The organism is Mediterraneibacter sp. ICN-202921 (genome assembly GCF_037890075.1).
GTDB lineage: Bacteria > Bacillota > Clostridia > Lachnospirales > Lachnospiraceae > Mediterraneibacter > Mediterraneibacter massiliensis.
Genome location: NZ_JBBKBE010000004.1, coordinates 151,745 through 164,170, shown reverse-complemented (window position 1 = coordinate 164,170; position 12,426 = coordinate 151,745). Strand labels below are relative to the sequence as shown.

At 41.8% G+C, this 12,426-nt stretch carries 11 protein-coding genes; all 11 read right to left on the bottom strand.

All coding sequences use genetic code 11. From position 1 onward, the window contains the following. Nucleotides 1-14: 14 nt before the first annotated feature. Nucleotides 15-2,006 (bottom strand): transketolase, encoded by a 1,992-nt coding sequence (tkt, locus tag WKT01_RS05340; protein WP_340311576.1) that lies wholly within the window; start codon nt 2,004-2,006, stop codon nt 15-17. Further along, nucleotides 2,003-2,947, bottom strand: coding sequence for an ABC transporter permease (locus tag WKT01_RS05335; protein WP_059067389.1), 945 nt, complete (start codon nt 2,945-2,947; stop codon nt 2,003-2,005). The genes tkt and WKT01_RS05335 overlap by 4 nt, the downstream gene beginning before the upstream one ends. Next, complete coding sequence (locus tag WKT01_RS05330; protein ID WP_059067387.1) at nt 2,944-4,035, bottom strand: ABC transporter permease; 1,092 nt, start codon at nt 4,033-4,035, stop codon at nt 2,944-2,946. Before WKT01_RS05330 ends, WKT01_RS05335 begins: the two co-directional genes overlap by 4 nt. Continuing rightward, entirely contained in the window at nt 4,025-5,563 is a 1,539-nt protein-coding gene (locus tag WKT01_RS05325) for an ABC transporter ATP-binding protein (protein ID WP_059067385.1), read from the bottom strand. The genes WKT01_RS05330 and WKT01_RS05325 overlap by 11 nt, the downstream gene beginning before the upstream one ends. A 15-nt stretch (nt 5,564-5,578) precedes the next feature. After that, nucleotides 5,579-6,412: a nucleoside phosphorylase gene (locus WKT01_RS05320; RefSeq protein ID WP_059067383.1), complete on the bottom strand. Its 834-nt coding sequence runs from the start codon at nt 6,410-6,412 to the stop codon at nt 5,579-5,581. A gap of 114 nt (nt 6,413-6,526) precedes the next feature. Beyond that, on the bottom strand, nt 6,527-7,624 hold the full coding sequence (locus WKT01_RS05315; RefSeq protein ID WP_340311575.1) for a BMP family ABC transporter substrate-binding protein: 1,098 nt from the start codon (nt 7,622-7,624) through the stop codon (nt 6,527-6,529). 28 nt (nt 7,625-7,652) lie between these two features. Further along, nucleotides 7,653-8,981: an amidohydrolase family protein gene (locus WKT01_RS05310; protein WP_340311574.1), complete on the bottom strand. Its 1,329-nt coding sequence runs from the start codon at nt 8,979-8,981 to the stop codon at nt 7,653-7,655. 30 nt (nt 8,982-9,011) lie between these two features. After that, entirely contained in the window at nt 9,012-10,181 is a 1,170-nt protein-coding gene (locus WKT01_RS05305) for an iron-containing alcohol dehydrogenase (RefSeq protein WP_117975125.1), read from the bottom strand. Nucleotides 10,182-10,196: 15 nt separating this feature from the next. Further along, the gene (locus WKT01_RS05300; RefSeq protein ID WP_117975124.1) at nt 10,197-11,360 is read right to left on the bottom strand and encodes a phosphopentomutase; all 1,164 of its coding nucleotides are present in this window, start codon (nt 11,358-11,360) and stop codon (nt 10,197-10,199) included. 36 nt (nt 11,361-11,396) lie between these two features. Continuing rightward, nucleotides 11,397-11,834, bottom strand: a complete 438-nt coding sequence (locus WKT01_RS05295) for a VOC family protein (RefSeq protein WP_117975123.1) — start codon at nt 11,832-11,834, stop codon at nt 11,397-11,399. A 16-nt stretch (nt 11,835-11,850) separates the two neighbouring features. Beyond that, nucleotides 11,851-12,378 (bottom strand): DUF1097 domain-containing protein, encoded by a 528-nt coding sequence (locus tag WKT01_RS05290; protein ID WP_117975122.1) that lies wholly within the window; start codon nt 12,376-12,378, stop codon nt 11,851-11,853. Nucleotides 12,379-12,426: the final 48 nt, after the last annotated feature.

The window sequence follows — 12,426 nt, the reverse complement described above, 5'->3', positions numbered from 1 at the left end:
TTAAAAGCAGTGATTTACTTATTTCTCATATAATTTTCTATTGTTGTAACCACATTATCTACTGAAAATCCATACTTTTCAAATAGTTGTCCTGCCGGTGCAGACGCCCCGAATGTGTCCATTGTAACAAAGCAGCCATCAATTCCTGCATACTTGTACCATGGCATGCTGCAGCCCGCTTCTATCGCAACGCGTTTTTTCACATTTGCAGGAATTACGGATTCCTTATATTCTTTCGTCTGCTCCTCAAACAATTCCATACACGGCATACTTACTACTCTGGCTGAAATTCCTTGTTCTTCAAGTTTCTCCGCTGCTTCTACTGCAAGGCCTGCTTCTGAACCAGTTGCAAACATTAACAGATCTGCTTCCGATTTTTTCTCCTTTCTGAGCACATATCCTCCAAAAAGGGCATCTTTTGACGTCCCCGCAAGTACTGGAAGATTCTGTCTGGAAACCACAAGACACGTCGGCGTTCGTTTTGATGTCACTGCAGTATACCATGCCGCTTTTGTCTCGATTTCATCAGCAGGACGGAATACATACATGTTCGGCATGGAACGAAGCATTGCAAGCTGTTCTATCGGTTCATGTGTCGGTCCATCTTCCCCAACGCCGATACTGTCATGAGAAAGTACTGCGATCTGCGGAATCTGCATCAAAGAGGATAAGCGAAGCATAGGTTTCATATAGTCAACAAAAACAAAAAATGTAGCCGTATATGTTTTTAAACCACCATGCAGAAGCATTCCGTTCGCAATTGCAGTCATTCCAATTTCACGCACTCCAAAATGAATATTTCTTCCGTCAGGTGTTTCCTTAGAGAATTCCCCTGCTTCACTCATGATCGTTTTATTCGATGGTCCTAAATCAGCAGATCCTCCAACAAGATTTGGCATCTTATCTTTGATATAATTCAACGCCTTACCAGAAATACTTCTTGTAGCCTCTGCCTTTCCTTCTCTCTTCCAGAAATCAACGTCCTCGATCAAGTTATCTTCACGATCTTCATCAAACCAGCGCTCTAACTCTGCCTTTAAGTCCGGATATTCTCTTGCGTACTCTTCCATCATCGCATTCCAAACAGTTTCTTTTTCTTCACCCTGAGATGCCAATTCTTTGTAGAAATCATATACCTCATCCGGAATCTTAAAAGGCTCTTCACATGGCCAATTTAATGTTTTTCTTAAAATTTTTACGTTTTCTTCTCCAAGAGGTTCTCCATGCGCACAGGCTTTCCCCTCTTTTGCAGGAACACCATATCCAATCTTGGTAGTAATCTTAATAAAGGCTGGTTTATCCGATTCCTCTTTGGCTTTTTCTATTGCTCTTCCTACGGCTTCTATATCATTTCCATCTTGCACAGTATATGTACGAAAACCAAATGCCTCAAAACGTTTCGTCACATCTTCTGTAAACGCAAGATCTGTTCCTCCTTCTATAGTAATAGAGTTTGAATCATAAAGTACGATCAACTTTCCAAGCCCTAATGTTCCCGCAAGAGACATCACCTCAGATGAAATTCCTTCCATAAGACAGCCGTCTCCACACAAAACATAGGTATAATGGTCTATTACCGGATAATTTTCTTTGTTAAATTTCGCTGCAAGATATTTCTCCGCCATAGCCATTCCTACCGCCATCCCCAATCCGGCTCCCAAAGGACCAGTTGTAGCTTCCACTCCAACCGTATGGCGATATTCCGGATGTCCTGGTGTAAGAGAATCAAGTTGACGGAACTGCTTTAAATCTTCCACACTTAATTCCCCATACCCGAAAAGATGAAGCAGCGAATACAACATAGCCGAACCATGTCCCGCCGATAAAATAAATCTATCCCGATTCATCCATTTAGGATTTTTAGGATTATGGGACATGTGATGCGCCCATAACTCATATGCAATAGGAGCTGCTCCCAAAGGAAGCCCCGGATGTCCTGATTTTGCCTTTTGAATTGCGTCAGCCGACAAAATTCTTATGGCATTTATTGCTGTTTGCTCTTTCATGCTAACTTCTCCTTTTTCTTTTTCATTTTCACAGTACCTTTCAGTTTCCGCTTCATCATATAAGAACTAACCGCAAGTGCCGCGATTGCAAGCATATATGGGAACATGCTGATAATGGATGGGGAAATATCCATCCCCATAAGTTCGATTCGGATTCCGATCGCCTCTGCAAGTCCAAACAATAAAGATACCAGTGATGCAAATATTGGATGTGATCCACCAAATACATAGGCTGTAAATGCTGTAAAACCACGTCCTTGGATCATATTTTCCGAGAACTGGGATACGGAAATTGTAGATAAATAGGCTCCTGCAAGTCCTGACAGTGCTCCAGATATCAAAATCACTTTCCATTTGACCAGTTCTGGTTTTATACCTGCTGTTCTTGCTGCTACATCCGATTCCCCAACTGCACAAACTGCAAGTCCTGTTTTTGTGCGGAACAACATAATGAAAATAGCAATGATCAATAGTACCGTAAAATACGTCACGATACTCTGCCCGCTAATACATTTCAAAATAGGAATATCTTTAATGATCGGAATTTGGATCATCGGTAATTTATTTATTTTATCTGGCGCAAATGCACCCTGCACTCCAAAAATAGCTCTCAGAAGATAGGATGTTAAACCTGCGCCTAACGTATTCATCGCAATAGAAGCGATAATATTATCTGCTTTAAATTTCGTAACAAACAAGCCGAAAAGCGCGCTGTATAATGCGCCTACCAGGATTGCTGCCAAAAGTCCCATCCAAACACTGCCTCCTGAAAACTGCACTGCCGCAACTGCCGCAAAAGCGCCCACGAGAGCAAACCCTTCCATAGCAATGTTAAATACGCCCGCTCTGTCACACAACAGACCGCCAAGAGCCATGAGCATCAAAGGAGTCGCAATCCTGATCATGGATGCTAAAGTATCTGTAATAACTGCTACATTCATACCGTTTTTCCTCCTTTATTCTCAGATTTTTTTGCTGCAATTGCTTTTTTTATCTTCGGAAGCACAAATTTTGCTCCAATCGTCAAGAATATAATACCTGTTACAATATCCGTAACTGCTGACGGCACATCGGTGATACGTTCCATATTGATACCGCCATTATGAAGAGCTCCAAAGAAAGCGCCTGAAAAGAACACACCGATCGGATTATTATTTGCCAAGAGCGAGACAACAATTCCTGTCATACCAAAATCAGGGTTGAAACCAGCAAGCAGTCTATGCTGTACTGCCGTCACTTCTATTGCACCGATAATCCCTCCAATAGCGCCGCTGATCGCCATAACCTGAATGATCGTTTTTTTAGGCTTCATACCAGAATATCTCGCAAGTACTGGATTCGAACCAACGATCTTGATCTCATGACCAAATGATGTTTTAAAAAATACAAATGCTAACACCACCATTACGATGATCGCGATATAAAATCCTATATTAGCAGAAGATGGATGGAGCCAGGAAAGCCGCGGCAGCCAAGTATTTTCCGGAAGGACCGCACTTGCGTTTAAGTTGGTTCCTTCTGCCGGGTCTCTAAGAGGGCCCGTTACCAGATATTCAATAAATAATTCTGCAATAAAATTCAGCAGCAAAGTGGATACTATTTCATTTGTATTCAGATACACTTTCATAAGAGCCGGTATCATCGCAAATGCGGCGCCTGCAAGCATAGCCGCAAAAAATACAACTACAACAGATACTCCCTGATTAAGATCAACGGGAAGATTCACCGCCACTGCTGTTGCTGCCGCCGCTCCCATGTACAGCTGGCCGTCAACGCCCAGATTAAACACTTTCGCTTTATATGTCACACATACTGCAAGACCGGCAAGAGCTAACGGTGTCATCCAACGGATCGTACCTGCAATGTCCGAAGTCATACTGTTCCATATACCACGTATAATAGCAAACGGATCGTAGTCAGAAGCTGCAAGGAAGATTGTCGCAAGCAACAGAGCTACAATGATCAAGCCTACTTGCTTGCCCACTATTCCAAGAGCCGAAATAATTTTACTTTTTTTCTTATTCTCCATTGCTCTCACCACCTTTTTCCTGTCTCTTTGCACCGGTCATATATACTGCGATCTTTCTTTCATCTGCCTCTCCCCTTAAGAATTCTGCCATAATTTCCCCTTCATACATAACAAGAATTCTATCAGAAAGAGATAATATTTCATCTAATTCAGCGCTTACAAGAAGAACACCTCTGTCTGAGTCACGAACTTCTACAATTTTCTTATGAATAGATTCAATGGCTCCGATATCTACTCCTCTTGTCGGCTGTGCTGCTATCAAAAGATCCGGATTTGCCTCCATCTCCCTTGCAAAAATTACTTTCTGCATATTTCCGCCTGACAATGTCCCCAACTGATAATCAGAGTCAGGGGTTTTTACGCCAAAGTCTCTGCATAATTGTTCAGACATATCATGTAATTTTCCACTGTTTAAAATCCCCATTTTACAATATGGTTTCTGATAATATCTGTTTAAGATAAGATTATCTCTGATCGTGCAATCTTTTGCACTTCCCATTTTCAAACGATCTTCCGGTATATGCGACATTCCGTCTTCTCTACGTTTTCTTACGGAATACTCGGTTATGTCTTCACCTTTGAACAGCACTTTCCCCTCTGTTGGTTTGAGCATCCCTGAAATCGTTTCGATCAGCTCTGTCTGTCCATTTCCCTCTACTCCTGCGATTCCGACAATTTCTCCTCTATGCACTTTGAGATCTACACCTCTAAGCGCCGGAAGCCCTCTCTGATTGAGCGCTTTCAAGCCCTCAACTTCAAGCACAGTTTCTCCTGGATCATATTCTTTTCTGGGGATCTCTAAATTTACTTTACGGCCAACCATCATATTAGACAGACCATCTGTATGTGCTTCTGCTGTGTCGAGCGCACCTGTTACAAGACCTTTACGCATTACAACGATTTTATCCGTAATAGCCATAACTTCTCTCAATTTATGCGTGATAAAAATAATTGCACAGCCCTGCGCTTTTAATTGTTTTAATACAACTAACAGTTTATCTGTCTCCGTCGGTGTCAAGACTGCCGTCGGTTCATCCATGATCAGCACTTTTGCATCCCTGTAAAGCGCTTTGATTATCTCGACTCGCTGCTTTTCACCTACTGACAGCTGGTAGATCTTCTCATCAAGATTGACCGGAAGATCATACTTTTTCATGATCTCTTCTATTTTTTCTTTCGCCGTTTTCACGTCGATCAAGCCGTTTTTTGTCGGCGTATTTCCAAGAATAATATTCTGAAGTACGGTCAGATTTGGCATCAGCATGAAATGCTGATGCACCATTCCTATCCCTAATTTTATCGCCATATTAGGAGACTGGATTCGTACTTTTTTTCCAAACAATCTGATCTCACCGATATCCGGTTCTGTCATACCGTAAAGCATGTTCATCATAGTAGATTTTCCCGCTCCGTTTTCTCCGATCAAGCCAAGTATCTGCCCTTCATCTACACGCAAAGATACATTGTCTGTCGCAACCACACCGGGATAAAATTTAGATATATTCAACATTTCTACTGCTGTTGCCATAAGTCCACCCTCTTTTTATCTCTTCAGTTTTGCACTCAGTTTAACTTCCCCTGATTCATCCCACTCCTGAAGTATTTTCATTGCTTCAGCTGCTGCCAAACAAGCTTTTTCTTCACCGCCGTTGTCTCCCCATCTGTCGAGAACACGGTTAGAAATCACAGAAAGAATTGCTCCCATTCTCATTCCGTGAAGATACCCTACAACAAGCTGACCGGATGTCTCCATTTCAATATTCGTAACACCGGCTGATTGCAGGTCCGGAATGATTTTTTCTGCAAATGACGGCCAGTATCCTGATCCATCTTCATTCAGAGGTCTTCCTTGTCCGATATAAAAGGAACCAACCGTATAATCCAGACCAAGTCCGTATCTAAAACCAAGTCTTTCACACGCCTCGATCAGCGCCATTACAACATAAGGATTTGCAAACGCCGGAAATTCTGGCTCTACATATGTAGCAGACGTCCCATCTTTTCTATATGCCGCAACCGGTATGATCAAATCTCCAAGATCAAACTCTGGTACGATACACCCTGTTGTGCCCACACGAATGCAGGTATGAACGCCTAATGTATTTAACTCGTGAAGACAAATCTCTGAACTCGGACCTCCGATTCCTGTTGATGTACAAGCTAATTCTGCGCCTTTATATGTTCCTGTTACTGTTTTATATTCTCTGTAGGATGCAACTTCTTTTACATTTTCCCAATTTTTAGCTATTTTAACGGTTCTTTCTGGCGCTCCAGGTAATATTACGTACGGTGGTACGTCTCCCTTTTTCAACTGAAGATGATACACCCCTTCATTCTCTGCTTTTGGAGCCGATGCCCTGTTTACATTTTCTTCCATGTCAGTTCTCCTTCCACTGCTATGCGTGTTCAGCCTCTTTTGTATCTGTGTCTTATAGACGTCCCCGCCATATTGTGTATATACACGCAAGCGGGGACTATTTACATATGATTTTTATTTACCGTATGTTGTCTTTATTCTGTCCCAGCTTGGTACTTCTGTGTCAAACGGGATCTCGAGACTTCCGTCTTTGATCTGTTCCTCTAAGCTCTGAGCATCTGCGATCGCTGCTTTCATGACTTCGCTGTACTCTTCATTTGCATCTGCAAATCTATTGAAAGAATCCCAATCCATAAAGTATCCACCATTTGTAAGATCACGGATACCATGTGTTCCACCTTCAAAGTTGTCGTTGATCAGCATTTCAATTGCTTTATATGCTGTATCCCCAAAACCGATTCCTTCGATTCCATAGAAGCCTTCATATGCATCATAATAATCTGTAATTTCACCTGCGCAGAGAATACCGGCATCCTTACTTGCTTCTACAACACCTGCATTTGAGGCGCCAGAATCTGTCTGAAGCACATCACATCCCTGAGAAATCATAGCGCTTGCAATTTCTTTTGCCTTAGCCGGATCTTCATAACTTCCTACATAGGCGAACTCAACTGTTGCCTCTGGATTAGCCGCAAGAACTCCCATCATAAAGCCATTCCCCTCAGCATTCGGTGTTGGTTCTTCTCCTCCAACGATGAACCCTACATGGTTCGCTTTTGTAAGTTTACCGGCAATATATCCGCCAAGATAGAATGCGCCTTCACCATGGAACTCTGTATCCCAGACATTTTCAAACTTTTCGTCTCCCTGATTGATCGTCTGGAAAACGCCTGCAAATTTAGTATCTGGATATTCCTGTGAAACAAGCTTTGTAGCGTCTGTCATATACGGATATGTAGTTACGATCAGATCATATCCTGCATCTGCCATCGCACGAACATCTTCTTCAAACTTAGATGCTTCAGCTGATTCCAGCTTCTTAATTTCCACTCCAAAATCCTCTGCTGCCTGATCTGCACCTTTTGCAAGATCGTCCATGGAAGCTTTGTCTCCGAATTTCTGGTTGACAACAAGCGCTACTTTATACTGCTTTTCTCCGTTGTCCGCTTTGTCGGATCCTTGGGCAGCCTTGTCTTTTCCGCCACCACATCCTGCTACCATACTCATAACGAGCGCTGCTGTCAGTAACATTGATAAAACTTTTTTCTTCATACTAATACCCTTCCTTTCCTTTTTCATGCTACTGTTTCTGTAAATAATCCGCTATTTTCTCTGAAGCGGCTTTTACTTTATTCATGATCTCTTCTACCTTCACTGTAAGAAGTTCTCCATTTGATACGACATGTCTGCCGTTAACGAACACATCTGTGACATCTTGTCCTGTTGCATTAAAAACAATTGCTGATGTTACATTTTCATTTGCTCCCACACGAATTGGCTGCATATGCGGAGTATTTGTCTCGATCAAAAGAAGGTCTGCTTTCTTTCCTTCTTCGATCGTACCCATCTCTTTTTCCAATCCAAAGCACTTCGCCCCATTGATCGTTGCCATATCCAATATTTCTTTCTTTGTAAGGCTTCGTATTCCACTATTGATGGTATGCAGAAGTGCCATTCCTTTCATTTCGCGGAAAATATCATTCGAATTGTTCCACATACCTCCATCCGTTCCTAAGCAGACTGTAACCCCCTGCTTTACCATTTCCGGAATAGGCGCTATGCCATCACAGATCTTCATCTCGCAAAGCGGCGTATTCACAACTTTTGTACCTGTTTCCTTTAATTGCTTAACTTCTTCATCAGTTGCGTAAACAACATGAGAGCCTATCACATCACTCCCAAGAAGGTCAGTCTCATACAAATAATCAATGGCAGTCGTGTTATATCTTTCTCTTACCATGTCTCTTCGCCAAGTATTTTCTGCCAAGTGGCATGTAAGTTTCATGTCATGCTTTCGGGCGATCTCCAGAATTCTTTTTAAACGTCCCGTCTCATAATCTTCTTCAGATATTCCGCCAAGTATCGGCAATATTCCATTCTTTTGGCACACTTCCCCATATGCTTCCAAAAATGCATCTGAAACAAAATCATCCGGTCTTACAAAACTCACTCTTATATCTTCTGCAAGAGCTCCTTTAATCCCCGTCTCAACCATTGCCTTAACAGAATCTTCTCCAAGTCCCCAGTACATGTTCTCCATTATAAATGTCGTACCAGAAAGAAGTGCTTCGCAATATGTTAATTGCCTGGAATAATAACGGTCTTCATCACTTATAAGCGTATAAAACCACTCGGTGTCGGCAAATTTTTCATTCTGTTCAAGAAGTGTAAGATCATCTCCTAAGCCTCTTGCCAGTGTCATATCCCCATGGCAATGCGCATTCACAAGTCCCGGCATGAGAATCTTGCCACTGCCATCGATCCATTTCCCGCAGTCCTCTTTCTCCAAACTTCCCTCTACGACTTTCTCGATCCTGTCCCCTTTGATAGCAACCGAACCGATAAATGGCTCGTATCCATTATGTCCGGAAACAATGATCGCGCCACTGATACCCATTTCGTATTTCATACTTTCCTCCCCAAAACACTTGATTCCGTATTACATGGAAAGTCTGTAAATTGCTTCGACATCATCTGCATCTAACGCTTTTAGTCCTCCTATGGAGCCGAACCGGCATGCGTCCTCCGCCATCTGACGTATCTTTTCATCATTTTCCACCCCAAGATCTGCTAATGTTGCCGGTCCTCCCATGGAATGGAAAAATTCTGCCATTTTTTCGATCCCTTCAAGCGCTGTTTTTTCTTGATCATAGAGATCAATTTCTATTCCAAATACCCGATTTGCAAACTGTACAAATCTAGGCAGATTTTCCTTATATACATATTTTGCCCAATTCGGGAACAAAACAGAAAGTGTTGCCCCATGTACACAATTGTACTGTGCTCCTAATTGCACTCCTATTGTATGTGTTGCCCAATCCTGATTTCTTCCTGTTGCAAGGAGTCCATTATGCGCTACGATCGATGTCCACATAAGCTCTGCTCTGGCATTATAGTCTTTGAGGTCTTTCATAAGCGCTTTTGCATTGACAAGGATCGATTTCATGACGCCTTCGCACAAATAATCTGTCAGATAGGTATTTACAGAACTTGAAAAATATCTTTCCAATACATGAGAAAACATGTCGATAATTCCAAATACCGTTTGTCTTTTCGGAACCGTAAGTGTCAGATCCGGGTTCATCAGCGTAAATACCGGTCTGATAAAATCCGCCATAACATCTGCGCTTTCGCCTGTTTCCGGATTCTTGATGACACTTCCGTTACTTCCTTCGCTTCCTGTTGCAGGAAGTGTCATGATTGTTCCTACCGGGAGTGAGCCTGTCGGAACCGCCTTTTTACTATAGAAATCCCAGACATCCCCATCATATTTCGCTCCGATTCCCACTGCTTTTGCCGTATCTATGACACTTCCTCCTCCGGCAGCCAAAATGCAGCCAATCGTATGTTTTTTACATAACTCAATACCTTTACGAACAAGATCGACCTTAGGATTTGGTTCAACTCCCGGCAATTCATAACACGTAACTCCCGCCTCCTCAAGAGCCTTTGTTATTCTTGCATGAAGTCCTGACTCATACGTAAAATTATCTCCATAATGAACAAAAAGGACATTATCGGAAATCTTTTTCACTTCGCTGCCGCACAACAAATCTGCATCTTTCTCAAGAATAAATTTCGTCGGTGACATAAATTCAAAATTGTCCATATTTCCTCCTGTCTGCTATTCTACAATTTCCTGAAGGAACGATGTTCCCGTTGAAAATTCATAGCCAAAATACTCTGCTACAGTTGCCGCTATATCTGCAAAAGTCTCCCTTACTCCGAGATTTACTCCTTTTCTAAGCTTTTTACCATACACCAAAATAGGAATATGTTCTCTCGTATGATCTGTGCCCGGTGTCGTCGGATCACATCCGTGGTCAGCTGTAACGATCAAAAGATCCTCTTCCCCCAGTTTCTCTATCATATAAGGAAGATATTTATCAAAGTATTCTAAAGCTTCTGCATATCCGCTCGGATTGTTCCTATGTCCATATAACATATCAAAATCCACAAGATTCACAAAAAGCAGTCCGTCATAATCTGTATCCAAATACTTTAATGTTGCCTGTATTCCTTCTCTATTATTTTTGGTATGATCTATCTTTGTGATCCCTCTCCGATTAAATATATCCTCTATCTTTCCTACGGCAATTACATCTTTCCCTTTTTCTTTCAAAAAGTCTAATACCGTTTCTCCCGGAGGATCGATTGAGAAATCTTTTCTGTTTTCTGTACGATAATAATTTCCACTCTCACCTGTGAAAGGTCTGCATATCACCCTGCTTACTGTATCGTCGCCTGTCAGAAGTTCTCTTGCGATCCGGCAGATTTCATACTGCCGCTCCAGCGGGATAATACTTTCATGCATTGCAATCTGCATCAAACTATCTGCTGAAAGATAAACAATAGGATATCCCGTTCGAACATGTTCATCTCCCAATACTTTAATTATTTCTGTTCCCGATGCGGGATAATTTCCAATTACTTTTGTTCCGATCCGCTTTTCCAGCTCTGAAATTATTCTCTGAGGGAACTCGTCTCCAAACACTTTAAACGGAGTTTTTACTACAAGTCCCGCAATCTCAAAATGTCCGTTTGTTGTATCTTTTGCTTTTCCCCTCTCTCTTGATTTGCCAAAGCAGCCTACAGGCTCCTCAATTGGCCGCAGCCCTGTATCGTCTATATTAAATAATCCTAGTTTTTTTAAATTTGGAATGTTCATTCCGCCAACATATTCATCTACATGACGGATTGTATTCGTTCCTGTATCGCCAAAATCTGCAGCGTCAGGAAGTTCTCCAACTCCACAGCTATCTAACACGATCAAAGCAATTCTTGACATAAGTGCCTCCTTTTCACTCCGGCTCTTCTGCAATCCTTAAAGAAGCCCCGGACCATTTCCCTCTTCCCATGCAAATACTTCCCACACATTTCCCTCATAATCCTGAAAATATGCTGCGCGGGATCCAAATGGATATGTTGTAGGAGGTGTAAGACAATTTACTCCATTTCCGATCAGTTCTTCAGCAATATCATCAACATCCTGAAGTTCCGGCACTTTAACTGCTATCATAAAATGATGCCCATCACCATCAATATATTTGTGATCTACAACTTCACAAAGACCTTTCTTTTCCCATAATGTCACCGCAGTTCCATGGAATTCAAACTCCGCATAATTCGCATGTTCTGGATCCGGCTGAAGTCTCTTTATTTTAAAACCAAATTTTTCTGTATAAAACTTCAATGCCCCCTGAAAATCTTTCACAAACAGACAAATATCATTAATGTGTGTAAGCTTATCAAGTTTGCTCATCTATTTTCCTCCTTTATCACTTTAATGAATGATATTGCTTATTTTCGTACCAGTTTCTAAATAAAATCGTCATCCAACCACTGCCCAGCCCCAATACACAATACAGTATTTCTATCGTTGAGGCCTGTATGATCGTAATTTCATCTACGTAATTATAAATTCCATAGAACGCACCGGCTCCCACAAAAAACGTTGCTACATCACTAATGTAAAACGGGGCATATTCAAAGTACATCATAAGTGGAACAATGATAAGTGCTGTAACTGGAATTGCAAATATTCCCAACTCTCCCAGTATATCCCCCACCTCAAGCATGACGATCGCGAATACAATCCCCATACAATATCCCGCCAAGCCTTTTAGTCCCTTTTTAACAGTGCTCCCTAAGAGAAAATACAATGCCCAGCTTTGAAAAGCCACAAACACGAATCCTTTTGTTCCTCCTGGAACTAACCGCGCTCCGATCAGCTGATCGACAAGTTGGAGTAAGAAAGATTGAAGACCAACATATACAGCAAATACAAAAAATCGGGTCTTACTCATCTTTAGTTTTTCCTCCTGTTAATATTCACAAAGGCGCCAATTAGCATT

What these genes read in the sequence shown, in the direction of transcription:
- tkt (WP_340311576.1), bottom strand. Translation starts at nt 2,006, where the DNA reads ATGAAAGAGCAAACAGCAATAAATGCCATAAGAATTTTGTCGGCTGAC.
- WKT01_RS05335 (WP_059067389.1), bottom strand. Translation starts at nt 2,947, where the DNA reads ATGAATGTAGCAGTTATTACAGATACTTTAGCATCCATGATCAGGATT.
- WKT01_RS05330 (WP_059067387.1), bottom strand. Translation starts at nt 4,035, where the DNA reads ATGGAGAATAAGAAAAAAAGTAAAATTATTTCGGCTCTTGGAATAGTG.
- WKT01_RS05325 (WP_059067385.1), bottom strand. Translation starts at nt 5,563, where the DNA reads ATGGCAACAGCAGTAGAAATGTTGAATATATCTAAATTTTATCCCGGT.
- WKT01_RS05320 (WP_059067383.1), bottom strand. Translation starts at nt 6,412, where the DNA reads ATGGAAGAAAATGTAAACAGGGCATCGGCTCCAAAAGCAGAGAATGAA.
- WKT01_RS05315 (WP_340311575.1), bottom strand. Translation starts at nt 7,624, where the DNA reads ATGAAGAAAAAAGTTTTATCAATGTTACTGACAGCAGCGCTCGTTATG.
- WKT01_RS05310 (WP_340311574.1), bottom strand. Translation starts at nt 8,981, where the DNA reads ATGAAATACGAAATGGGTATCAGTGGCGCGATCATTGTTTCCGGACAT.
- WKT01_RS05305 (WP_117975125.1), bottom strand. Translation starts at nt 10,181, where the DNA reads ATGGACAATTTTGAATTTATGTCACCGACGAAATTTATTCTTGAGAAA.
- WKT01_RS05300 (WP_117975124.1), bottom strand. Translation starts at nt 11,360, where the DNA reads ATGTCAAGAATTGCTTTGATCGTGTTAGATAGCTGTGGAGTTGGAGAA.
- WKT01_RS05295 (WP_117975123.1), bottom strand. Translation starts at nt 11,834, where the DNA reads ATGAGCAAACTTGATAAGCTTACACACATTAATGATATTTGTCTGTTT.
- WKT01_RS05290 (WP_117975122.1), bottom strand. Translation starts at nt 12,378, where the DNA reads ATGAGTAAGACCCGATTTTTTGTATTTGCTGTATATGTTGGTCTTCAA.